Origin of the sequence: Desulfovibrio sp. JC022 (assembly GCF_010470665.1) — a bacterium.
GTDB lineage: Bacteria > Desulfobacterota > Desulfovibrionia > Desulfovibrionales > Desulfovibrionaceae > Maridesulfovibrio.
On the sequence record NZ_VOPZ01000011.1, the window covers coordinates 97,287 to 121,977 of the forward strand.

21 protein-coding genes are annotated in these 24,691 nt (G+C 45.7%); 11 read left to right on the forward strand and 10 right to left on the reverse strand.

Translation table 11 applies throughout. From position 1 onward, the window contains the following. Position 1 precedes the first annotated feature (1 nt). The 5 genes from glyS (at position 2) to FMS18_RS17490 (ending at position 6,710) form a co-directional block, all read left to right on the forward strand. Entirely contained in the window at positions 2 to 2,095 is a 2,094-nt protein-coding gene (gene glyS, locus FMS18_RS17470) for a glycine--tRNA ligase subunit beta (protein ID WP_163295955.1), read from the forward strand. A gap of 179 nt (positions 2,096 to 2,274) precedes the next feature. Next, positions 2,275 to 2,538 carry a 30S ribosomal protein S20 gene (rpsT, locus tag FMS18_RS17475; RefSeq protein ID WP_163295956.1) on the forward strand — a complete coding sequence of 88 codons (264 nt, stop codon included), beginning with the start codon at positions 2,275 to 2,277 and terminating at the stop codon, positions 2,536 to 2,538. Between the two features lie 188 nt (positions 2,539 to 2,726). Next, entirely contained in the window at positions 2,727 to 4,094 is a 1,368-nt protein-coding gene (gene trkA / locus FMS18_RS17480) for a Trk system potassium transporter TrkA (protein ID WP_163295957.1), read from the forward strand. Next, positions 4,094 to 5,548, forward strand: coding sequence for a TrkH family potassium uptake protein (locus tag FMS18_RS17485; protein ID WP_163295958.1), 1,455 nt, complete (start codon positions 4,094 to 4,096; stop codon positions 5,546 to 5,548). The genes trkA and FMS18_RS17485 overlap by 1 nt, the downstream gene beginning before the upstream one ends. Positions 5,549 to 5,567: 19 nt before the next feature. Then, positions 5,568 to 6,710, forward strand: coding sequence for an FkbM family methyltransferase (locus FMS18_RS17490; protein ID WP_163295959.1), 1,143 nt, complete (start codon positions 5,568 to 5,570; stop codon positions 6,708 to 6,710). 32 nt (positions 6,711 to 6,742) lie between these two features. Here the strand turns inward: FMS18_RS17490 and nadB are convergent, their stop codons facing one another. The 3 genes from nadB to nadC form a co-directional block, all read right to left on the reverse strand. After that, on the reverse strand, positions 6,743 to 8,323 hold the full coding sequence (nadB, locus tag FMS18_RS17495; RefSeq protein WP_239061089.1) for an L-aspartate oxidase: 1,581 nt from the start codon (positions 8,321 to 8,323) through the stop codon (positions 6,743 to 6,745). Positions 8,324 to 8,400: 77 nt separating this feature from the next. Continuing rightward, the gene (gene nadA / locus FMS18_RS17500) at positions 8,401 to 9,423 is read right to left on the reverse strand and encodes a quinolinate synthase NadA (RefSeq protein ID WP_163295961.1); all 1,023 of its coding nucleotides are present in this window, start codon (positions 9,421 to 9,423) and stop codon (positions 8,401 to 8,403) included. An 11-nt stretch (positions 9,424 to 9,434) separates the two neighbouring features. Next, positions 9,435 to 10,310 carry a carboxylating nicotinate-nucleotide diphosphorylase gene (nadC, locus tag FMS18_RS17505; protein WP_163295962.1) on the reverse strand — a complete coding sequence of 292 codons (876 nt, stop codon included), beginning with the start codon at positions 10,308 to 10,310 and terminating at the stop codon, positions 9,435 to 9,437. Between the two features lie 171 nt (positions 10,311 to 10,481). Between nadC and mgtE the strand changes: the two genes are divergently transcribed. Together mgtE and FMS18_RS17515 are read left to right on the forward strand one after the other, a co-directional pair. Further along, positions 10,482 to 11,834, forward strand: coding sequence for a magnesium transporter (gene mgtE, locus FMS18_RS17510; protein ID WP_163295963.1), 1,353 nt, complete (start codon positions 10,482 to 10,484; stop codon positions 11,832 to 11,834). A 237-nt stretch (positions 11,835 to 12,071) separates the two neighbouring features. After that, positions 12,072 to 13,496 (forward strand): transferase, encoded by a 1,425-nt coding sequence (locus FMS18_RS17515; protein ID WP_163295964.1) that lies wholly within the window; start codon positions 12,072 to 12,074, stop codon positions 13,494 to 13,496. Positions 13,497 to 13,706: 210 nt separating this feature from the next. Here the strand turns inward: FMS18_RS17515 and FMS18_RS17520 are convergent, their stop codons facing one another. The 6 genes from FMS18_RS17520 to FMS18_RS17545 all read right to left on the reverse strand — a co-directional run bounded on the left by FMS18_RS17520 (position 13,707) and on the right by FMS18_RS17545 (position 18,728). Further along, positions 13,707 to 14,378, reverse strand: coding sequence for an adenylate kinase (locus FMS18_RS17520; protein WP_163295965.1), 672 nt, complete (start codon positions 14,376 to 14,378; stop codon positions 13,707 to 13,709). Between the two features lie 72 nt (positions 14,379 to 14,450). Then, on the reverse strand, positions 14,451 to 15,476 hold the full coding sequence (tilS, locus tag FMS18_RS17525) for a tRNA lysidine(34) synthetase TilS (RefSeq protein WP_163295966.1): 1,026 nt from the start codon (positions 15,474 to 15,476) through the stop codon (positions 14,451 to 14,453). Between the two features lie 92 nt (positions 15,477 to 15,568). Next, complete coding sequence (locus FMS18_RS17530; RefSeq protein WP_163295967.1) at positions 15,569 to 15,904, reverse strand: hypothetical protein; 336 nt, start codon at positions 15,902 to 15,904, stop codon at positions 15,569 to 15,571. 11 nt (positions 15,905 to 15,915) lie between these two features. Next, positions 15,916 to 17,235 (reverse strand): glutamyl-tRNA reductase, encoded by a 1,320-nt coding sequence (gene hemA / locus FMS18_RS17535; protein WP_163295968.1) that lies wholly within the window; start codon positions 17,233 to 17,235, stop codon positions 15,916 to 15,918. 1 nt (position 17,236) lies between these two features. Then, positions 17,237 to 18,064: an inner membrane protein YpjD gene (locus FMS18_RS17540; RefSeq protein ID WP_163295969.1), complete on the reverse strand. Its 828-nt coding sequence runs from the start codon at positions 18,062 to 18,064 to the stop codon at positions 17,237 to 17,239. Next, positions 18,051 to 18,728: a bifunctional precorrin-2 dehydrogenase/sirohydrochlorin ferrochelatase gene (locus FMS18_RS17545; RefSeq protein WP_163295970.1), complete on the reverse strand. Its 678-nt coding sequence runs from the start codon at positions 18,726 to 18,728 to the stop codon at positions 18,051 to 18,053. The genes FMS18_RS17540 and FMS18_RS17545 overlap by 14 nt, the downstream gene beginning before the upstream one ends. A gap of 104 nt (positions 18,729 to 18,832) precedes the next feature. Between FMS18_RS17545 and FMS18_RS17550 the strand changes: the two genes are divergently transcribed. The 4 genes from FMS18_RS17550 to FMS18_RS17565 are packed head-to-tail and all read left to right on the forward strand — an operon-like array spanning position 18,833 to position 23,526. Beyond that, entirely contained in the window at positions 18,833 to 20,047 is a 1,215-nt protein-coding gene (locus FMS18_RS17550) for a glycosyltransferase family 9 protein (RefSeq protein ID WP_163295971.1), read from the forward strand. 16 nt (positions 20,048 to 20,063) lie between these two features. Continuing rightward, positions 20,064 to 21,338, forward strand: coding sequence for a glycosyltransferase (locus FMS18_RS17555; RefSeq protein ID WP_163295972.1), 1,275 nt, complete (start codon positions 20,064 to 20,066; stop codon positions 21,336 to 21,338). Positions 21,339 to 21,396: 58 nt separating this feature from the next. Beyond that, positions 21,397 to 22,275 carry a CheR family methyltransferase gene (locus tag FMS18_RS17560; protein WP_163295973.1) on the forward strand — a complete coding sequence of 293 codons (879 nt, stop codon included), beginning with the start codon at positions 21,397 to 21,399 and terminating at the stop codon, positions 22,273 to 22,275. 30 nt (positions 22,276 to 22,305) lie between these two features. After that, positions 22,306 to 23,526, forward strand: coding sequence for an HDOD domain-containing protein (locus FMS18_RS17565; protein ID WP_163295974.1), 1,221 nt, complete (start codon positions 22,306 to 22,308; stop codon positions 23,524 to 23,526). Here FMS18_RS17565 and FMS18_RS17570 read toward each other — a convergent pair. Further along, entirely contained in the window at positions 23,523 to 24,647 is a 1,125-nt protein-coding gene (locus FMS18_RS17570; RefSeq protein WP_163295975.1) for a PAS domain-containing sensor histidine kinase, read from the reverse strand. The genes FMS18_RS17565 and FMS18_RS17570 overlap by 4 nt on opposite strands. Positions 24,648 to 24,691 lie beyond the last annotated feature (44 nt).

Below are 24,691 nucleotides of genomic sequence, written 5' to 3' on the forward strand. Positions count from 1 at the left end.
GATGGCCGATTTTATACTCGAGATTGGAATTGAAGAGATGCCCGCCCGCTTTGTTCCCCGGCTGGGTATCGATATTAAAGATATTTTCAGCACTCTTCTTGAAGAGAGCATGATTGATAACGCAAGCGTTGAAACTTTTGCCACCCCGCGCAGGCTGACAGTCTTTGTTAAAGATATGGCAACCGTGCAGAAAAAGGTTGAAGAAGAAGTTTCCGGTCCTCCGGCCCGCATTGCTTATGATGCAGATGGTAACCCCACCAAGGCTCTTACCGGTTTTGTAAAGTCTCAGGGTATTGCCCTTGAAGATGTTTACACCCTCGAGACTGGGAAGGGTGATTACCTTGCGGCTAAGAAGACTGTTGGCGGCGGTGAAACCATCTCCATCCTGCCTGAACTTTGCGTGACTGCGATTAAAAAACTTTCCTTCCCCAAGAAAATGAAATGGGGCAACCTTGATTTCGCTTTCGGACGTCCGTTGCGCTGGTTGCTTTGCCTGTTCGGTACTGACGTTGTTGAATTCGAAATGGCCGGCATGCCTTCAGGCCGCCAGACTTTCGGTCATCGCGTAATGGGTGCCGGTCCTTGGGAAGTTGCATCTGCCGATGATTATTTTGATGTAATCAAAGAAAAGTCTTCCGTTATCATTTCTCCCATTGAAAGGGGAGAGCAGGTCCGCAAGGGAGGCGATAAGCTCGCTTCCGAACTGAGCGGTTCCGTGGTCTGGAAGGATTCCCTGCTGGAAGAAGTCAGCAACCTTGTTGAGCTTCCCGTGCCCATCATCGGTAACTTTGATGAGTCTTTCCTTGAACTTCCCAAGGAAGTGCTGCTGACCAGTATGGAAAGCCACCAGAAGTGCTTCGGTATCCAGAAGGAAGACGGAGAATTGCTCCCGCACTTTCTGTGTACCCTGAACCTCGTTCCCAAAGATGTGGAACTGGTGCGCAAGGGCTGGGAAAAGGTTCTCCGTGCAAGACTCGAAGACGGTCGCTTTTTCTGGAAAAACGACCTCAAAACCGATTTCGACACCTGGCTTGCCAAGCTGGATAATGTTGTATTCCTCGGTCCCTTGGGTTCCATGGGCGACAAGTCGCGCAGAATGGAACGTCTTGCCGCATTGATCGCAGGTAAGACCGATGCTTCCTTGCAGACTGAAATGGCACGTGCCGGACGTCTTGCAAAAGCTGATCTCGTTTCCGAGATGGTCAACGAATTTGATAAACTTCAGGGTAAAATGGGCGGCATCTACGCTTCTAAATGCGGCGAAGATGACATTATCTGCAAAGCCCTGTATGAACAATATTTACCTGCCGGACCGGAAAGCCCCGTGCCTTCCACTCTTGGCGGTGTGATTGTTTCCATGTCCGATAAGGCTGACACTCTGGTCGGTTGCTTCGGTCTGAATAAGATCCCCACTGGCGCAAACGATACCTACGCTCTGCGGCGTGCCGCTCTGGGTATCGTGCGTATGATTATACAATATGACTTGAGAGTGGACATCCTTGAAATCATGGACATGGCCTATGAAGGTTACTCCAAAGATATCAAATGGAAACTCGAAAAGTCTGAACTCCTCGAAAAGCTTGGAGAATTCATTTCCAACAGGCTCCGTGCCTACTTCACAGGTAAAGGCTATGAAACAAGAGTTGTTGATGCAGCTCTTGGTGCCGGCTACCGTGATGTTACTGCTCTTAAGGCAAGAGTCGAAGCGTTGGCTGAATTTGCTAAGACTGAAGGTTTCGAGCAGGCCGTGCTTACTTTCAAGCGCGCAGCCAACATCATCAAGAAGCAGGGCAGTGAGCAAGGTGTGTCGCTCACCGGCGGTTTTGAAGTTGATAAGTTGGAAGAAGCGCAGGAAAAAGAGCTTGCCGTTAAGCTTGATGAAACTGCCGCTCGCTTTGAGGAGCTCTGGGAAAAAGACGAGTTTACCAAGCTGTTCGCAATCCTCGGCGAACTGCGTCCCTATGTTGACGATTTCTTTGATAATGTAATGGTTATCTGCGAAGACAAGGGGCTTAGAATGAACCGTCTCAACCTGCTTAAAGCACTGGTCGACAGGCTTAGCAGGCTGGCTGATTTCGGAGCTTTGCAGGTTTAATTCTGCGGCTCCGGCTTTAAAAAGAGTTTTGGTTGATTTTTTTCTAGACTTTTTCTTAGAAAAAATCGTCCCTTAACCTTGACAGGAATATCTGTTATTGGTTAAAGACACTCTTCGATTGAACGCAATCCCGGTTGACCGGGTTTTAAAAATAGAATTTAATTTTAAGGAGAAATACCTTGGCGAATCATAAATCCGCACTCAAAAGACACCGTCAGAGCATTAAGCGCAACCTGCGTAACAACATGGTACGTACCCGTATCAAAAACGTTGTTAAAGAAGTTCGTGCAGCTGTAGAAGCTAACGACACTGAACTCGCAGCAACTTCCCTGCGCAAGGCTACTGCTGTCCTCGATAAGGCAGCTACCAAAAAGGTAATCCACGCACGTGCAGCAGCACGCAGGATTTCCCGCCTCAGCGCAGCCGTTAACAAAATGGCTTAGTGTCTTAAAAGATTCTTTTCTTTACAAGACAAAATCAGCCCGTCGCCTTGTGCGACGGGCTTTTTACGTTCTTTGCACTTTGAAACAAAGTTGTTGTTGCTGAATTGAAGCTATCAAGCTATAAGCAACTATTGATTTCAACAGTACTTTTCTGTCTATCGCCAGATGTAATGCGCAAGGAGTAACTTTTGAGGGTTATCATAGTAGGAGCCGGAGAAGTCGGTTTTAATGTAGCCAGACGTCTTTCCGGTGAGAACAAGGATGTTGTCGTAATTGACATGAATCCTAAAGCTCTTAGTAAGGTTTCCGATTCGCTGGATGTCCAGACGATTCAAGGGTCCGGTTCCAGTCCTGAAATTCTGGAAGAAGCCGGAGTGAGTGAAGCTGATATTTTTCTGGCGGTGACCGACAAAGATGAAATCAACCTCATCTCGACTTTTCTTGCCAACAAGTTGAATTCCGACATAATCAAACTGGCCCGCATCAGAAATGACGATTACACCAAGTATTCCGACATGTTCTCTGAAGGGGACCTGCGAATTGACACCATTATCAATCCGGATGAAGAAGTTGTTGAGTCCATTCTGAGGGTTATGAGTGTTCCCGGATCTGTTGAAATCAATGATTTTGTCGGCGGCAAGGTTAGATTGATCGGGGTTAAATTGCCCGATGACAGCCCCCTTGTAGGCGTGCAGCTTATGAAAGTGCGTGAGCAACTGGGCGAAGATATTGATGTTGTTATTGCCGCACTTGTACGGGATGACCAACTGATCATTCCCGGCGGTCTGGACACAATTGAGCAGGGCGATATAGTCTACTTTACCTGTGTTCGCGATCAGCAGAATGAATTGCTCAAACGTGCCGGCATATTATCCGATCCTATTAAAAAGGTACTTATTGTCGGCGGCGGAAATGTTGGCTCTCTGCTTGCCCGCGCACTCGACAACAAAAAATACCATACCCGTCTGGTCGATAATGACGCTGATCGTTGTGCTGATTTATCCGAGACTCTGGACCGGGTAATTGTCCTTAATGGGGACGGCACTGATCAGGATCTTCTTAATGAAGAGAATGTAGGTGATCTGGATATGGTTATCTCCGTGACCGGTGATGAGGAAATGAATATCCTTTCCTGCCTGCTGGCAAAAAATCTCGGTGCGCGAAAGACCATCACCCGTATCAATAAATTTGCCTACATTCCGCTTATTCAGCCCATCGGCATTGATCATCTTGTCTGCCCGAGACTTTCAGCTATCAATTCCATTTTGCATTTTGTACGTCAGGGTAAGGTAATCTCCGCTGTTTCCATCAAAGGAGAGGAGGCCGAAGCTCTCGAAGCCATAGCGCAGGAAAAATCAGATATCGTGGGCAAGCCGATTATGGAACTTAACCTGCCCAAGGGAACCCTGATCCTTTGCTTTCAGCGCGGCGATGAAGTAATTATCCCCACAGGTTTGACTGTGATTGAGCCCAATGACCGACTCTTGATTATTTCCACCCACAAAAATATTCCCAAAATTGAGAAGGCTCTCACCACCACGCTGGAGCATTATTAATGCGCTGGAAAATCGTTCTGCACATAATCGGAGCGTTGACGCTTTGTGTAGGGTTAACCATGCTTTTTCCGCTGGGATTCTCACTTTATTATCAGGATGCCGGAATTCTGCCCCTGCTTAAATCCTTCGGGCTTACCTGCCTAAGCGGGCTGGCTATGTTTCTCCTTTTCATGGATCGGGAAGGAAACAAGGGACTCAGTCATCGTGAAGGCATGGCAATTGTTGCTTTAGGTTGGGTTTTTGCAGGATTTTTTGGCAGCCTGCCGTTTTATTTCGGTGACGTATTTACCAGTTACGTTGACTGTTTTTTTGAATCTCTATCCGGTTTCACCACCACCGGAGCCTCGGTGATGATGGATATTGAGAAGAATGCCAAAGGTATTCTTTTCTGGCGCAGCCTGACCCACTGGCTGGGCGGAATGGGGATTATCGTGCTTTCGCTGGCGATCTTGCCTTTCCTTGGGGTAGGGGGGATGCAGCTTTACAAAGCGGAAGTTCCCGGACCGGTTCCAGATAAACTTAAGCCGCGTATTAAGGACACAGCTCTGGTGCTCTGGAAGGTTTATGTGCTTTTTTCCGCCATTGAAGCGGTTCTGCTTATGTTCGGCGGCATGGATTTTTTTGATTCCCTTTGTCATACATTCGGCACCCTTGCCACCGGGGGATTTTCTACCAAGAATTCATCAGTTGCCTATTTTCAGAGTGCTTACATTGATTATGTAATTACATTTTTTATGCTTGTGGCAGCTGTTAACTTCAGTCTGCACTATCAGATGATCAAGGGCCGTCCGCTGCTGCTCTGGAGAGATCCTGAATTCAGGTTCTTCGGAGTCATCACCCTCATCATTATGGCCATTGTGACCATTTCAGTTTATTCGGCCACAAACTACGATTCTATCGCCGACTCTATCCGCTATACCTCATTTCAGGTTGCATCCATTATGAGTACTACGGGATACGCAACAGCCGATTATGAAATCTGGCCTGCGGTTGCGCAAGGGTTGTTGCTTTTCTGTATGTTCCTCGGTGGTTGTGCCGGGTCCACCAGTGGTGGGATGAAGCATCTGCGTATCATGCTGCTTCTGAAGCAGGCTTATCAGGAAGTTTTTCGTGTTATTCACCCCCGATCTGTAAACCGGGTCAAGCTTGGCAAGACTGTAGTAAAACCGGATACCATGAATGATATCCTCGGATTCTTCGTACTCTGGCTGCTGCTTTTTGTTGTCTGCGGTTTGATCGTGGCGGCAACCGGAGTGGACGTTGTTTCATCTTTTGCAGCTTCTTTGGCCTGTATCGGCAATATCGGGCCCGGTATCGGTAGCGTCGGGCCTACTGAAAACTATGCCCACATACCAGAAGTAGGCAAATGGGCTCTTGTTTTCTGCATGTTGCTGGGACGTCTTGAAATTTATACCGTGATCGTGCTTTGCGTTCCTGAGTTTTGGAGAAAGTAGGGACTTTCTCATAAAACATATGAGTGACATTGAAATCAGATATATTGACCATACAGCTATCCCTGAAAACAGCAGAATTTGTTTGTACGGTATAGGCAAAGGCGGGGCGGAGTCGTTGAAGCTGCTGCGCCAGATACGTTCTGATGTGGAAATTGTTTTTTTTGCTGATACTTATCAGTCCGGTTCATTTGAAGGGTTTGAAATATTAAGCCCGCAAGCTCTTGTTGAGCGTAAAAATGAATATGATCTGATTCTGGTTTGTTCCTGCTATTATCCTGAGATTATCAAACACCTTCACTCGTTGGATATTAATAACGTCGCCGGATTTTCGTGGCCCAAATTTTATGGCTATCAGTTTTTGCCTGACGAAATTGTTACGCTGGATAATGAAATAAAATTTATTCTGGAAAATTTGCATTCCGAGAGCGACCGGGCTTTGTACAAATTCTTATTCGAGGCGAGGGGTCTCGGTTCGGATCATATCCAACTCAGTTCTCACGACGGTGATTGGGCTTATTTGTTCAAAGAATATAAAGAATTTAGTCGCAAATTTTCCGTTCATATTTTTTATAGCTATTTTGATTTTGTAAATTTGTCAGATGTTGAATATGTTGTACAGGCCGGAGTGTATGACGGCAGCGAAGCACTATTCCTGACCGGGCTGGAACAAATAGAAATGCTCTATGGTTATGATCCTCAAGGCAATACAGCTTTTAGTGAACAAACTTTGCAGATGCTAAGTGATTCAGGAAAATTTACTCTGATTACCAAGGGACTTTGGAACAGTGAAGTCATAGCGGACTTAGCTCTCGACGGAAGTGCCAGCTTTGTTAGAGGAATAGCTGAAAATCAGGATACTGGAACCGTTCAGCTTGCTACTTTGAATAATGAAGCTGAAAGACTTGCCATTCCCCGACTTGATTTTCTTATTGCTGATATTGAGAATTCAGAAATGCTCATGCTTGAAGGGGCGATGAAGATAATTGAACGGGATAGACCACAATTAGCAATTTGTTTCTATCATTCAAAGGAGCAGTTTCTCGGTGTGCCTATAATGTTAATGAAGCAGTTAAAAAATTACGTATTCAAAATAGGCCATTATTCAAAAGGACTGGATGAGAGCGTTTTTTACGCCATACCAAAAGAAAAATTTAATAAATAAAAGGGGAAGCTTCAAGCTTCCCCTTTTTACTTTTAATCTATGCGGTAGTGACAACCTACGCTGTTTTTATTGCGTAAAGCTGCGAGCGTTACAGTCAGTGCTGACTGGCTGCCGTGAAACAGGTCGATGATCGGCCTGCTGATGGGAGTACGCTTATAGAATGAATGCAGGTTGCGATTCAAGTTCTGCAAATCATCAATGGCCCGGTTCAAGCGAGCTGTGGAGCGGGTGATACCCACGTAGTTCCACATGACGTTGCGGATGAAGGCCCAGTCCTGCGCGATGAGTGCCGGGTCTTCGTTTTCATTGGAACCGGGATTTTCCCAGTCCGGAACTGCATTAAGCAGTTTTTTGGGAATTCTGGATTTTTTTTCAACACGCGAGGCGATATCTTCGCCTGAAGTGTATCCCCAGAGCATGCCTTCCAGCAGGGAGGTGCTAGCAAGACGATTTCCGCCATGCACTCCGGTGCAGGAACATTCGCCGATGGCATAAAGGCGGTCCAAAGTGGATTTACCTTTTTCATCCACCAACACACCGCCGCAAAAATAGTGAGCGGCAGGAACAACCGGGATAGGCTGGTTGTTAATGTCGATGCCATTATCTAGACATTTACCATAAATGGTCGGGAACCTTGTGGGCAGATCCTGCTTAACATGGTTGGCTGCGTCCAGATAAACACATTCTTCCTTGGTCCGGAGCATTTCTTCCAGAATAGAACGGGTGACTATGTCGCGGGGAGCAAGATCACCACGTGGATCATAGCGGTGCATGAACGGCTCACCATAACAGTTAATCAGTTTCGCACCTTCACCGCGTACAGCCTCTGAAATAAGGAAGCGTCGGCTGGCCCTTGTGCGTACCCGCTGGAAAAAGGAAGTGGGGTGGAACTGGACCATTTCAGAATTTATAACCCGTGCTTTCGCACGGTTAGCCATGGCTATACCGGAACCGATGGAACCGGGGGTGTTGGTGGTGTGCAGATAAATCTGCCCCAGTCCGCCGGTTGCCAGCACGGTGAAATCGGCCAGAAAGGTTTCCACCATATTCCGTGATTCATTGTACACGTATGCGCCGAGACATTTGTTGCTCAAGGAGTACTTGAACTCGTTCTGGCGGGCGTGGTGATGGTTGGTCAAAAGGTCAATGGCGGTCCTGTTTGTACAGACCCGGATATACGGATGGTCGACAACGTGCTTGATCAGCACATCCATAATCGATTTACCAGTATGGTCGGCGCAGTACAGGATACGGGAAACAGCGTGTCCGCCTTCTTTGGTCAGGCTGTATTCTCCATCGTCATTTTTATGGAATGCAACAGGATATTTTTCCAGCAATAGCTTTTTCAGAACTTCAGGTCCGTTTTTAGCCAGTGTGCGTACCGCTTTTTTGTTGTTGTAGTTCCAACCTGCGGTATTAATATCCTTTTCCAGTGTCTTCGAAGAATCGTCCGGGCCGGTATAAACAACGCCGCCCTGGGCCAGCCTTGTGTTGCCGGTGAAGAGATCGTCTCCCGGAGTTAATAGTGTAACTTCTATACCTTTTTCTGCTATCGTCAGAGCTGATATACATCCGGCGATACCTGACCCGATAATCAAAACTTCAGTTTTCATTCGGTTTTCCTGCATGCCTAATATCTCATTTCACGGCAGCCTTTTCAGGTTCCGGCTATAGGTTATGTCAGTGTTTTTTATTTGCAGACTTCGAGCATTCTTTCGAGGGCAAGTCTTGCCGGTTCACGAATATCCTCAGAAACATCCTCATAAGGGGCTGTTTCCAGATTCTGGAGAAGTTTGGCAAGATTCTTTTCCGTAATTTTAGCCATATTGCTGCAAAAACTGATGCCCAGCGGCAGGATGTTCTTTTCAGGGAACATTTCTTTCAACCTGTTAACTAGATTGGTTTCCGTACCGACTACTATAGTAGTACCCGCAGGAGCATCATTAACATATTTAATCAGATATGATGTTGATCCTGCACCATCAGAAGCCTGAACCAGTTCAGGGGGACATTCGGGATGAACCACTACTTTGCAGCCGGGATATTCAGCACGGAAGCTCTCAATCTGGGCCAGCTTGAACCGCTGATGAATGGCGCAGAGGCCGGGCCAGATCAGCAGTTCCTTGTCTCTGGTTTCTTCAACATCAAACTGTGTCCCTTGGGAACGGATGTTGAGGATCATGCGTTTGTCAGCAGCTATGCCGAGCGTATCCGCAGTGTTCAGCGCAAGGTTCCTGTCCGGCAGGAAGAGGACTGCATCCCCTTGTTCCTGTGCCCAGCGGAGCATTTTTTCAGCATTGGCGGAAGTGCAGACTGTGCCTCCGTGTTTACCACAGACAGTTTTAACCGCAGCAGGTGTGTTCACGTAAGCGAGCGGAATGATTTTTCTTCCGGTCTCGCTGATGAGTCTGGTCAGCACTTTGTCCACCAGCCATGCCGGAGCCATGTTAGCCATGACACAGCCCGCGCTTGCATCGGGGATATAGACCTTCTGGTCTTCCCGGCGCACGATTGCAGCGGATTCGGCCATAAAGTGGACACCGCAGAATACGATATATTCTGCTTCCAGCTTTTCGATCTGACGGGCCAGTTCAAGTGAATCGCCTTTAAGATCGGTATGTTTTATAATTTCATCAGACTGGTAATGGTGTCCCAGAATCGCCAGTCTCTTTCCGTATTTTTTCTTTTGTTCAGCAATTATATCCGAATACATCAAAGTAGAACCTACATTGGTATGATCTGCATGCTCATGTCAGAGCATTTTGCGGAGTGGGTGATCCGGCCTACGGATATGTAATCCGGCTTTGCTTCTGCAAGCGCGGCAATGGTCTCAAGGGTCACGTTTCCGCTGATCTCGGTTTCAATTTCATCGGGAATGGTGGAGATGGCACCCTTTGCCTCTTCGAAGCTCATGTTGTCGAGCATGATGCGTTCAACATTACAGGCAATAGCTTCATCCACTTCTTCCTGATTGCGGCATTCCACCTCGATGGGCGGACATTCCTGATCGTATTTGGCGCGCAGTTTTTCCACGGCGGATGTGATTGATCCGGCGCGGTCAATGTGATTGTCCTTAAGCATGAGCATTTCCACCAGATTGAGACGGTGGTTTTTGGCTCCGCCGCAAAGGACAGCGTATTTTTCAGGGTAACGCAGGCCGGGCAGGGTCTTGCGGGTATCGAGGAGGATAGTCTCGCTATGATCCAGCGCGTCCACGTATTTACGGGTTTCAGTTGCGATTCCGGACATGTGGGAGATGAAGTTCAGGATTACTCTTTCAGCCTTGAGGAGCAGGCCGGCCGGGCCTTGAATGGCCGCGATGAGTGTTCCTTTGGAGATTTTATCACCTTCATCAACATTAAGATGCACCTGACACTTATTTTCCTGATCTGCAAATTCAAGAATCAAGTGGATGAGGGGTAACCCGGAGATTACAGTATCTTCCTTAGCGATGATCTGAGCGGTTGCAATATCGTCCTGCTCAAACAGGCCCATTGAGGTCAGGTCCGGGCCGTCTTCGCTTAAAGCTATTCTTATGGTGGCTAGAAGGAACATTTTTGCTTCAGCTTGAAAGAAGTCGTTGAATGCGTTTTCAGTCATATGATTCCTATTAATATTCTGTAACATTGTGTTTGAGGTCATGTAACGAAATTTCGTATCCCGTTTTATAAGGCAGCACAAGGGCTGAGAAGGATTTCACAAGCTAAATTTTCAGCAGTTTCAAAGTGATAAATTTTGACCTTTAAGTTTATTTGGTATAGTTGATGCGCCATGGCTAATCCAAAAGGAATACCCGAACCACTCAGACGGTGGCAGGAACACGGCAAAGGACGCGCCGGTCAAGTTGATCAGCGTGTTATTGATGCTATGCACCCTGCGGATGCTGCTGATCATATTGAAGAACTTGGACTGGAAGAACAGGTCAAGTTTATCAAACAGTTGCCCAGCCGTGATGCCGCAGACTCCATTGCTGAGATGGAAAAATATGATCAGCGGGATCTTATTGAACGGCTTAATGTCGGAATGGCTGCCCGTATCCTTGAGATCATGTCCCCGGATGATGCCACGGATATTCTTGAGGATCTTGATGACGATCTGCGGGAAACCCTTTTGCGCCAGATCAAAGCCGAAGACAGGGAAGAGATTTCAACCCTGCTGACCTTTGATCCCGACACCGCCGGCGGTGTTATGACCACCGAGGTCGCCATTGTCCGCGACAATATGACCGTTGATCAGGCTATTGCTGAGATCCGTAAGGAAGTGGAAGACAAAAGTATTCCTTACTACGCCTATGTTGTGGGTCGCCGTAATCAGCTTGTAGGTGTAGTTTCCATGCGTGATTTACTTGTTTCACGCGCGGGCAAAATGCTCACTGACTTGACCCACAACCAGCACCTTATCTCTGTTAACTATAACGTAGATAAAGAGGAAGTTGCCCGGCTTATCGCGCACTATAATTTTCTGGCTATGCCTGTGACTGATTTTGACCACCGCTTTCTCGGAGTTGTCACTGTTGATGATGTCATTGACATTATTAATGAAGAGGCCAGTGAAGATATGCAGTCAATGGTTGGTGCGGGTACTGATGAAACGGTTGATTCGCCGTGGAAATATTCGGTAAAAAAACGTCTGCCATGGCTGGTTATCAATGTAGCGAACTCTGCAATCGCTGCGTGGGTTGTCCATCTCTTTGAAGGAAACATTACAAAGATGGCCATTCTTGCTGTGCTTATGCCCATTGTAGCAAATCAGGCGGGTAATACAGGACAGCAGGCTCTTGCAGTTATGATTCGCCAATTTGCCACCGAGAAGTTCGACCGTAAGAAATCATGGGAAGCTGTTTTGCGTGAATTCAAAATCGGTCTTGCCAACGGTCTTTGCATCGCCTTCCTGGTATTGGGCGCAGTTTTCATGCTAACCAACAATTACGCATTGGCATTGGTTATGTCCGGTGCATTATTTATTGATATGGTACTCGGTGCAGTGGTCGGTGGAGCAATTCCCATTATTCTCAAAGAATTCGGTCGTGACCCGGCACAGGCTTCATCAATTTTCCTGACCACGATTACGGATAGCTTCGGTTTTCTCTCGCTGCTGGGGCTTGCCGGAATTTTCCTGCTTTAGTAGCTCCAGCCATTAGATGATATTTTTTGGCCCATCTGAGTAAACACATACTCAGATGGGCCTTTTTTATGGTTCAACTTAATAAAATTACGACATTTTTTCTATTGAATGGTGGAGGGGGAAAAGGTACCTTCTTAAAAATCAAATTCTGCAAAGGGCGTTTAAACGCAAAGCAGACAATCCGGTCTTTTCGTCCGGCATAACCGGGCCATCAGTCCGGCAGATAAGAGGTTAGACATGAGAAGAGTCAAAAAGCTTATCAATCATATTATATCAAGGGTAAATGTAAATCTCCGGCCCATGGGCCTTGATGTTGAACAGGCCTTGACCAGCACTATTGATGTTAACAAGCTGACCGATGATTATGCGTACTATGCATTATCTATTGACCACCCCATCTATTTCCGGTTCAGGGAAAGTAATCTCGGCGGATCGTATTTTCTTGGAAAATGTGATGTTGACCGTTCAATAATTGTCAGAAGTGACATCCGTGGCGATGAACTTAAAGCCGAAGGAACGGAAGTAGAGTTCGGCGGAGTTAAAACTGAACTGTACCGGGATGAAATTATTCAGGTAGTAAACAGTTTTCTTTTTAAGACGCTGGTCCATAACCACTCCCGCAACCCGGAAATCCCGGAATTTTTTCGTATCCAGAATACTGTGGCTATGCATTATGCCAACATCCACGGGACTACAACCGAAGGTGCCTATCTTGGAGCGTTCTCAACTGCGGACCTTTCTGTGCTGCATAATTGTATTCTTGGTAATTACAGTTATGTTCAGGCTGGCGACCTTTCCAAGGTCTGCATTGATCCGGGGCGTATCTGGATTAAGGCTGAAGGAAAATATGAATTTGACTACAACTATCCGCAGGCCACCCTTGAAGAATATATTTCATGGGATCAGGATGGTGAACTTATAGGGCTCTTTGCTGATTTTCTCAAAGGTCGCAGAAGTGATTTTCTGCCTGTTTACGATTCGCTGGCAGATAAATTTCCGGTCTGGGTTCCTGAAAATGCCTTTGTTAGCCGTTATGCTGTAGTCAAAGGAAATTGTGAGATTGGCGAGAATTGTCTTGTGGCTCAGCGGGCATATATTGAAAATTCGGTACTCGGGGCCGGTTCCAATGCTCAGGAAAATAGTTTTATTGTGGATACCTGCTTTGCCGGACTGGTCGTTGTCGCTCATGGCGGTAAATTGGTTCATTCCAATATCGGCAAGAAAGTCTTCATCGGCTTTAACTCATTCCTGCATGGGACAGAGGAAACTCCGGTTTCTGTAGGAGCAGGTTCGATTGTAATGCCTCATACCATCATTCATGCTTCCGAGCCTATTGATATTCCAGATGAAACTATTGTTTGGGGCTATGTAACCAAACAAAGCGATCTTGAAACACAATCCATGTCGCTGACTAATTTTTCTAAAGGAAAGGCCATCTGCATGGACAGAATGTCTTTTTACGGTGACGGCGCGGCGTTTATCCGCGATTTCCAGAACCGTATTGAGCATATTCTGGTGGAAAACGGTGCCCGCTTTGACGGCAATGCCGAGAGCAGGGGACACGCACAGAGAACGCAATATGTTTCCTACAACCTTTTCCAACCCTATCTGGCCGGGGAAAAGCAGGGCATGTTCCCGACTATTATTGTTGAAGATGATTAACTTTGATGCCTCCGGCGGCCCCGCCGGGGCCTTAAACTCTTTTGCAAAAGGGTTTGTTCCACTGTCGCCTTCCCTAAGACTCGCGGAAGCCGCTCACCTAAGGGCTGATGCAAGAATCCCAAAACCTTTTTATTTGGGCTTCGCCACTTAAGAAAAAAAGGCCGCTGTCCTGAGACAGCGGCCTTTTTCATATTATCGGCTAACGTCGAACTATACGAGCTGAGCCATGAGGGTCTCTTTGATCGCATCGATGGTGCCTTCACCGTCGAGTTCAATGTATTTGAAGCCGGCTTTAGGAGCCAGATCTTTGTAGAAGTATGCTGCTGCAACAGTACCGGTCTTGTCATCATAGTAGATGTCGTGACGTTTGCTGATTGCATCTTCGTCCTGGTCATCAGCGCGCTCGGAAAGAGCACCGCCACATACGCGACATTTGTCACCAGCGGGCTTGATAGCGTCGATGAATTTGTTGTTGGGGTGGTTAGGATCGTTTTCGCAAAGGCGACGGCCCATGATGCGGTTTTTAGCAACTTCGCGGGGCAGCAGGATTTCGATAACGTAGTCGAGCTTTACGCCGTCTTTTTCAAGAGCTTCCCAAAGCTTTTCAGCCTGTACGATGGAGCGGGGGAAACCGTCGAGCAACCAGCCGTTTTCGCTGGAAGACTGGAGAACGTCCAGAACCATGGGGATGGTGATATCATCAGGAACGAGTTCACCTTTATCAATGTATTCTTTAGCTTTCATACCGAGCTCGGTGCCGCCACCGATGTGCTTACGGAAGATTGCGCCGGATTCAATGTGATCGAGGTCGAATTTTTTCTTAGCGAGAGCGCCCTGAGTTCCTTTACCACTACCGTTGGGTCCAAAAATAAGAATATTCATACTGTGTCCTCCTAAAGAATTAGTAACAAATTTCACAAAGTTCTAAACCTTGCTGTCGTCGCTGTCAATGCCCTAATTAATATTGAATAAGAGCCCTGCTTTATTGACCTTAACAACCTTGTTTCCGGGGAACTGGAAGGTTGAACCTGATTTACGAGCAGAAAAAGCCCGATCCAGCTGCATTATTGAGTCAAAAAGAGCATGTCCCGGACCGAGGCCATCTAAAATTTTTTTATAAATACGGAGTCTTAATGCAGAATGACATTTGTTCAAAATTGAACAAGGCAAGAATATTTCGCCATTTTCTCCTGACTCTATATACTCAGAAACATCTGCAATCTTTTCATCCCAATAAGTTTCATCAAGCTCAGCCTGATTTTTCAACCTGATCAGTCCTGCACCCAGATTAGGATTCTCTGCATTGAGCAGAGGCATGATATTATTTCGGAGCCGGTTACGGGTATAGTCGTCACTATGATTACTTTCGTCTTCTCGCCACGGACAGCCGATAGAACGCAGGAAGTTTTCAAGGTCTTCTTTCTTAGTTGAGAGTAGGGGACGTAACAGTTTCCGCTTCGGGTCATAAGCAATCATCCCTGCCAGGGCAGGCCAGCCGGTACCCCGAATGAGACGCATAACAATATCTTCGGATAAATCACCGACATGATGAGCCAGCAGCAGATACTCAGCTTTAAATTTCTTCAAGCATTGGTTGAAAAAATCATAACGGATAATGCGTCCAGCCTCTTCAAGTCCCATGGAATTTTTCGCGGCATAGCCCGCAACATCGGCTGCAAGTGGTTCAACAGGAACATCCAGCATAGCGCATAAATCTTCAACAAAAATACGGTCTCCGGCAGACTCCTCCCGCAAGCCATGATCCACATGGGCGCAAAAAACCCTGCCCCCCGATTTACGGGCGAGCAGGGTAGCGATAATCAATAAAGCAGTGGAATCAATGCCACCGGATACGCCGACAAGCATGGGAAAAGCGGCAAAGTTTTTGCCTGATTTTTGTTTACCAAATTTCTCAATATTCAAGCAGAATCGAGCTAATTTTGGATCAAGTTCTTGAATTGATTTTGGCAATGATCCCATTTGATATACAGCGCGGCGAAGCCTACTAAAAGTTTTTGGGATTCTTAAACCCTTTTTTCAAAAAGGGTTTAAGCCGCCGGAGGCATTCTTTTCTACAAATGCACACCGAGATCCATGATAAATTTATCCATGTAATCGAGCATATGGTTGCGCTGTTCAGGGGTGGCATAGGCTACGCATTCGCAGCGGATTTTGTTGGAAGCACGGACCAGCAACTCGATTTTCATACTGTTTTCCATGACTTCAAGAGCCATGAAGTAAGGACCGCATTCACCGAGATGTTCCTTCTGGACATCCTCAAGAAGATCTTCTGGGATAGGAAGATAAAATATATCGTCAATAGGCCCGGAAAAGCCGATTTCTTTAAGAGCATCAACAATTTTAGCCAGATCTTCTTCATAAATATCTTCAAGAAGGTAATTTCTCATGAACTTATCCTTTAGTCTTCAAAATTATTCTTTTTCTTGCGTCCGCAATGAGCATCAGCAGGAATGGTTTCATTATCAAGGTTAAACATGCGCCGGGCAAGATCAACAAATTCATCAGCCTTGCCTTCTTCCTCGGTACGGCGTTTTAGAAAGGCCACCGGCTCGTGGAGCAACTTTTTACCAATGGACATGGCCATGGTCTCAAGTGCCTTATGAGTCTTGGCATCCACATCGCCGAGACGTTTAAGAGTCTTGGCAAGTTCCTGCTGGGCAACGTGTTCACTGCGGTTGAAAAGGTCCACAATGGTTGGTTGCAGGTCGAGGGAATTAATCCAGTTGCCAAAAGACAGGGTCTCAAATTCAACGATGGAATTGGCCTTGATCGCCTCGTCTTCGCGCTGAGATTTATTTTCTTCAACCACATCTTTAAGATCATCAATATCGTAAAGATAAACGTTATCCAGTCCGTTTACATCCGGGTCAATGTCGCGGGGCACGGCAATATCGATAAAGAACATGGGCCGGTATTTGCGTTTCTTAATGACCTTTCTCATCTCCTTGGCGGAAATAACCGCGTGGGGAGCACCTGTAGAACTGATGATAATATCAGTCTCCACAAGGTGGTCATAAAGATTTTCAAAAGGCACCGCTTTTCCGCCCATGCATTTACCCAGCTCTTCAGCACGGGAGTATGTACGGTTGGCGATGGATATCTGTTCCACACCGCTGTTCAGCAGGTGGGTTGCGGCAAGTTCTGCCATTTCCCCGGCCCCGATGAGCATGGCCCGCTGCCCTTGAAGTTCGCCGAAAATCTTTTTGGCAAGTTCAACTGCTGCGTAACTGATGGATACCGCGCTGGAGGCAATGGAAGTCTCAGTACGAACCCTTTTTGCTACGAAAAAGGATTTGTGCAGCATGCGGTTGATAATGACCCTTGCAGCCCCGGCTTCAACCGCTTTGCGGTATGATTCCTTGAGCTGCCCGAGAATCTGCGGTTCTCCAACGATCATTGAATCGAGGCTGCATGCCACCCGGAACAGGTGTTTCACCGAGTTCAATCCTTCATGGCTGTACGTGTTTGGTTCCAGTTCTCTAACTGAACCGCCACACCGTTTTGCCCAGTATTCAAGGATATTTCTATCGGTAATGTCCGGAGAGCAGACAACCAGTATTTCAACCCTGTTACAGGTGGATAAGGCCATTACTTCACGCACGCCCAGTTCAAGCAGTCCGGCTTCGAACTCCTCTACATTTGTCAGGGCGTAACGTTCTCGCACATCCACTCCGGCAGAGCGGTGGTTGAGGCCGATCAGGTAAATATTATGGTCCATATCAGACTTTAAAGCTATGGTGAGTGGGGATAAAAAAGTTGATCCCCCACAGGGAAATCATGGTGATGACAAAAACTATGATCACCAGAATTGCCGGTTTCTTACCTCTCCAGCCCATCATAATGCGCTGATGAAAGACGAATGCAAAAAGAAACCAGACCACTAAAGTAACTATTTCTTTCGGGTCCCATGAGAACATTTTGGAAAAAGCAGCTCTTGCCCAGAGGAATCCGGCAGCAAGTCCCAAAGTGTAGAGAGGGAATCCGATAATAATCGACCAATGGTTTACATTGTCGAAAGTATTAAGCGAAGGCATTTCCTTGCCCATTCCGGTAAGGTTTGCCTTGGTTTTGATTTTGTTGTTCAGGTAAAGAAAAGCAACTCCGGCTCCGGCAGCCATGGCCATAAGCGCGATGCTGACAAAAATGGTCCCGATATGCAGCCCGATAAAAAGACCTGCCAGATGAGCGGGGATAGTTACCTTGAGGCTCTGGGACGCAAGGGAGATGATAAAAAGCAGCAGAGCAAAAGGGGATGCTGTGAGTGCAAAAAAAGTAGAGCGCAGCTTCCACCACAGTCCGAAATAAACGAGGATGAAACTCCAGCCTAGCAGGCTGAAATAAAAATATCCGCCGCTTAAAACAGTTTCCTTATAAAGGGTGACCGCCAGAAGCAGATCCAGAGTGTGCAGGGCAAAACCGCCAACAGCGGAAAGGTTGCCGAGTTTTCCCAATATCTTGTTGCTTTTGAGACTTCCGATAAAAAAGCAAACAGTGCCCGCAAGATAGAGGGCGATAATTACGTACTGGAATAATTCAAATAAGGTCATCAATTAACTCCGGTATACGGGGAACAAGTTCTTGGGGCAAAGTCTGAGCCAGAATTTCTTCTACCCGGACCATGTTTCCAGCCTCCAGTTCATCTAAAATCGGAGATGCAACAAGTTGCCTGAACAAAGCGGTGTTTTGGCTTGTTTCCTTGCCAAGGTCAAGGACCTGCGGCCTTATTCTTCCCATTAGAGTGATGAACGCGGCATAATGCGGTCCGAAAATACCCTGTAATTCCCGGCGTATTTTCTTTGTGAATGCCGGAGTGCAGCCCCCGGAAGACACCGCCAGTGTTAAATCTCCCTGCCTGATCACCGATGGAACAATAAAGTTGCTTCCTTCGGGAAAGTCAGCGATATTACAAAGAATATTTTTTTCAGCACAAAGATCGGCCATACGGCGGTTGACCTCTGCATTACTGGTGCAGGCAAAGGCGATGAAAACATCGTTCAGGTCTTCATCCTCGAACGGACGCTGCTCAAAGATCACCCGTTGATCATGGCTGATTTCAAGCATCTCATCTCCCGGTTCTGCTGTATCGAGTACAGTTACCTGTTTGGGGTTGCATTCAAGAATAGACTTGAGTTTGCGCACCCCCACAGCCCCGGCTCCGACCAGCAGACAATTGCGATTTTTCACTTTAAGAAAAATAGGGTAGTAAGTCATAGAAGTACTGCATATCAAATGTGGGCATGCATTGTAAAATGACAAAGTGCTGATAAAAATATATAATTTAATAAATAAAACATTTGCAAGGATACGGATATTTAATGAAACGGGCTCTGGTTATACAATTGACAAGATTTGGTGATCTGGTCCAGACCAAGCGTCTTGTTCTTACACTGCAACGTCGTGGATTTACAGTTCATATCTGTCTTGACCACTCTCTAAAAGAGTTGGCCCGGATTCTGTATCCGACCTGCGAAATACATCCTCTCATTGCCCACCGCAGCGGAATAGAAGGGCAGGGTCTTGATACTGTACTTCCTGTTAATTACGAAATATTCAGACAATTATCTGAAATTGATTTCGAGGAAGTGTATAATTTGAATTTTTCAACCATGAATTATGCCCTTTCATCAATGTTTGACTCTGAAAAAGTCAAAGGACATAAACGGGTCAACGGTCAGCCCATGAAAGATCCGTGGTTTGAGTTGGGCTTTCGGCTTGCTGCTGAGCGACGCAACAACATCAATCTTGTTGATTACTGGGCAGCTCTAAGCCCGGACATGATTCCTGCGGCGGATGTAAATCCTGTTGCCAGTTCCGGAGGACGAGGAATCGGGGTGGTTCTGGCTGGACGGGAAAGTCGGCGCTCCCTGCCTTACGATATTCTGGCCCCGCTGGTAATGTCTGCACGATCCGCCAATATGAATAAGGATATTTTTCTGCTGGGAAGCAAAGCAGAGCGCGGTGCCGGCCGGAAATTACTTTCGAAATTTCCGGCTTCAGTTGCAGAAAGCACTATAAATCTTGCTGGTAAAACCAATTGGGAAGGGCTGGTGGAAGCTGTCTCGGGACTTGATATGCTGATGACTCCGGACACAGGAACCATGCATCTTGCCGCCCATCTGGGAGTGCCAGTGCTGGGCTTTTTTCTTTCTTCCGCATGGTGCACTGAAACTGGACCTTATGGCGAAGGGCATACCATTTTTCAAGCTGATACCGATTGCTCCCCCTGTATGGAAGCTCGCCCCTGCTATTCCGATATGAAATGCCTGGCTCCTTTCAAAAATTCTTCCAGATACATTGCGACCCGTAAACCCGAGCATCTGCCTGAAGGGATTTCCGTATTTGAATCCGGCTGCGATTTTCTGGGGACGCAATTTACTCTCAAGGCCGGTAATGATGCCACAGGAGAGCGCAGACTTAGATTGCGTAAATTCATTGGCAGCCATCTTGGCTTGCTGGACATTGGCGAACATGGCCCATTTCCAGAATTAGCAGAGAAATTTTACAAAGATAAAGACTGGATAACAGCTTAAATATAAAGGTAAAAACATGGATAAGAATAAGGTGCTGAGAATTCTGGTTGTACTTCCTCTTTATGGCGGTTCGTTGCCCGTGGGCAGATTCTGCATTTCCGCATTGGAAAAAATGGGCCATCTGGTGGAAACTTTTGAAGCCCCTGATTTTTACGGTGCCTACACTGCGATTGACGACTTGAAAGTCACCTCCGACAGACATCAATACCTGCGGAACAGTTATTTAAATATGTTATCGCAGGCTGTGCTGGCGAAAGTTGAAACTTTTGAGCCGGACATGGTGCTGGCCATGGCTCAAGCTCCTCTGACCCATCAGGCTCTGAAACGGCTACGTAAGGATAATGTAAAAACCGCCATGTGGTTTGTGGAGGATTTTCGTTTATTTACTTACTGGCAGTCATTTGCACCTTTTTATGACGTTTTTGCAGTTATCCAAAAAGAACCGTTTTTTGGTGAGTTGAAACAGATCGGAATGGAGAATGTCTTATATCTTCCGCTGGCTGCCCATCCGGATATTCACAAACCTGAAGAACTTAATTCTATTGATGCCCGCAAATATGGCGGTGATGTGTCTTTTATGGGAGCCGGGTACCCGAACCGACGGATGGCCTTCCGCAAACTGATCCATCACGGTCTGAAAATTTGGGGTACGGAATGGGATGGAGACCATGTACTTGAGCCTTATGTACAGTTCGGGGGGCGACGCATTTCATCTGATGAATGTGTAAAGATTTTTAACGGCACCAAGATCAACCTTAATCTCCATTCATCCATCAATGCTGATGAACTGGTCAGTGGTGGGGATTTTATCAATCCACGCACTTTTGAACTGGCAGCCTGCGGAGCATTTCAGCTTGTGGATAAACGCTCCCTCATGCCCGAAGCTTTTGATGAAGGAGAATTGGCCCATTTTGATAACCTCGAAGATCTTGATCAGAAAATCGGATATTATCTTGCCCACCCTGAAGAGCGTAAAAAATATATAGAAAAAGCGCGGGTAAGGGTACTTAAAGACCATACTTATGAAGTAAGAATGCAGTCCTTGATTGATTTTACTACGGAAAAATTCAACGACTGGCCTGCTGAAAGGAATACCGAGGTTCTTTTTAACAATAGCTTCCCAGAAGAGTTGAAAAATGATATAATGATGCTAATTAAAAAGCTAGGATTGCCCGCAAATGTAGGTTTTGATGATTTAGTAACTGCAATTCGGACACAGCAAGGGAAGTTGAGCCCTCTGGATACAGCTGTACTTTTCCTTGATGAATGGAAGAAAGTATATAAAAAATAATTCAAACACTACAGATTGCTTTACGTTATTCAATTAATAAACACCTTGGGTTCATTATATGGATGGTTTGTTTTCAGGGAAAGGTTTTAGCGGTAATATTAAAATTACTCAAAAAGAATTCTTACAGCTTAGAGACATAATATATGAGCTGTCTGGAATATTTTTGAATGATAATAGAAAATTTCTTATTGAAAATAGATTTGCGCCCCGGCTTTCAGAGCTTAAGTTGAATAGTTATTCGGAATATATAAACTACCTTAAAAATCATAGTAAAGGAAAAACTGAAGAATTGGCCATGCTCACTGAGTTGATAACAACCAATGAGACCAGTTTCTTTAGAGATAATCCGCAGTTGAAAGTCTTTCGAAATTATACTCTTAAAAAAATGATAGATGAAGGAAACAAAACCGGGCGCAGGGAAATCAAAATATGGTCCGCTGGATGTTCTTCCGGAGAGGAGCCGTACACACTCGCGATAATCCTGCACGAAGCCTTGAAAGAGGACATCCGCAAATGGAGAATCCGTATAACTGCCAATGATATTTCAACAAATGTCTTGAAAATGGCGGAAAAGGGTATTTATACAAAATACTCCTTACGTACGACCCCTATACCAATTATCTCAAAATATTTTTCAGAAAAAGATAACAATATTTACCAGATAAAGCCGGAAGTGAAGCGGCTGATTAAATTCGGTAAAATAAATTTAAATCAGGATCGTTCAGTAAAAATGGTGCCCCGTTCGCATATTGTTTTCTGTCGCAATGTAATCATTTATTTTGACAAAGATATGAAGCGGAAAGTTCTTAGTGGTTTTCACAATAATTTACTTGATAACGGTCACTTATATGTGGGACACTCTGAATCACTGCATGCAGTAACTGATAAATTCAAACCGAGGCAGCACGCTGGAACTATTACGTATCATAAGATTTGATTCTGCCATTCAACATTTGCGAGGTGCAAAATGCAGATAGTAAGCATTGATGATGTCCAGCCGGGTATGGTCCTAGCCGCAGATCTGGCACAAGGAGGCAGAATGCTTCTGCCTGCCGGCTCTGTTCTCACCAATAAAAATATTTCCGTTATCAAAAATCAGAACATTGAGTCATTGCAAATTATAGCGTCCGGAGCAACTGAACCGGATGAAGAAAGTATTGATAAAGCATTTATCTACGCGCGCGATTATTTTATGTTTGTCAATCATGATGATCCGGTTGTCATGCAGCTTTTCGATGTTGCTGTTTATAAAACCGCAACCAGAATCATGGAAGGCTGGCGGCTTCCGACTAAGGATGAACAGAATGTTACTGCTCTTGATGATATGCGGGATCTCTTTTTCCGGGATGAGGGAACCATTGAGGATATTGTTGATGCAGAACTGAAAGTGGCATCATTTCCTGATATCTTTTTTAAAGTTAAAGAAGCTGTCGATGATTCAAAAAGTACAGCCCAGCATATAGCGGAAGTAGTCGGACTTGATGTGGGGCTTTCAACTCAATTATTAAAACTGGTTAACAGCCCGCTTTACGGTTTTCCTTCTGAAATTAACAACCTTGTTCGGGCCGTGGCTCTGATCGGTGGCAAGGAACTTTGCACCCTGGCTCTGGGACTCTCCACCATAGGTTATTTCAAGGATATTCCGCCTGAGTTAATTGATATGCGTTCCTTTTGGATGCATTCATTGACCTGTGGGGTTTTTTGCAAAGTCATAGCCGAAAAAGTAGATGGTGTTGTTCCGGAAATGATGTTTACAGCCGGGCTGCTGCACGATGTGGGCAGGTTGATCCTCTTTAAAAAGATGCCGTACAGTGCGGTGCAGACAATGCTTTTTGCCCGCGAAAATTTCATTCCCCTTGTGGAAGCAGAAGACATGACCCTTGGTTTCAACCATTCTGATGTTGCTCGCTGCATGCTCGAAAAATGGAATTTTCCGCCAACTCTCACTGAAATCATAAGCAATCACCACGCACCGGGCAAAAGCGAAAAACAGAAAGAAGCCGGGATATTGCAGGTAGCTGATAACCTTGCTCTTGCTGTCGGAATTGCCGATGGCGGTATGTATGTACTACCGGGAGTTGATGAAGAAATTTGGGAAGTGCTGGGCATTGATACAGAAACGTTGAAAGTAATTGTTGAAAATTACGACTATCAGATCAAAGAATTATTTAATAATTTTTTCAGTTAGTGCTGATTATTAGCCAGACAGCAATCAGCATCCGGGCAGGGGAGTTCAATAGTTACAGTGGTTCCCTGTCCTGATCCTTCACTTTCGATGTTCAGTATGCCCTGATGTTCGAAGACAATCTTTTTGACCCTTGAAAGGCCCATACCCACCCCTTTGGCTTTGGTGGAAAAGAATGGGTCCAGCACATGACTCATCACATGAGACTCAATGCCCATGCCATGGTCAATCATTTTGATTTGAATGGTCTGCTTTATTTTTTCAATTTCTACCTGCACATCAGTAATTTTTTCAGGAGTAAAGTTGCTGGCATTAAGTAACAGCTCTACAATAGCAGCTTCAAATAATTTTTTACCAACTGTAATCCGCTCCACAGCACAATTCAATTTCATCTCGATCCGTTCGCCAATACGGTCGAGTATCAGGTTGGCATTATTTAAAGCCTGTTCAAACAGTTCCACGGTACTGACTTCAACAGGGTATGGTTTTGGAATATTGGAATAAGTCTTTACGGCAGCAACCAACCCTTCAAGTTTCATTGCTTCTTCAGATATAATCTCCAATTCTCGTTGCAGGGGATCTGCCTGTGGCAGTTTACGTGAGAGAAGATTAGTCATTCCGCCGATGACTGTGGTGGGATTAAGCACTTGATGTGCTACAGCCTGTGAGAGTGAATCCAGCCCCTCAATTCTTTCTTTCTGCAACTCAGCATTGCGTGAAAGTATCTTTTTTTCCCGCTCTTGGGCGTTATGCATTTCCGTTACATCTTCAAAAAGAAAGACTAAACCGACAATCTTATTATTTTCAGTGAGATACGAAGATGTGATGGATAGTTTTTTAGGGCATTCGCTATCTTTTGTTGTATAAGGAACAATATGTTTAAGTCCGGCCTTCTGTTCACTGATAACATCAAGGATGACCTGATTGAACTCAGCATTGGAAGTTGCGTCGGTTATAAAGAGTTCCCCCCAGCCGAATCCAAGATGTTTTTTAATATCCAGATTGAGAATACCGCATGCCGCTGAGTTCAAAAAAATGATTTTCCCTTCATCAGAGATAACCATCAATCCGACATCAATACTTTCAATAATATTCTCAACAATTATGGAATTAAAGGAAGCCATGTCTATGTCCTTATGGGTTTGTATTCTAATATACACCCCCATCA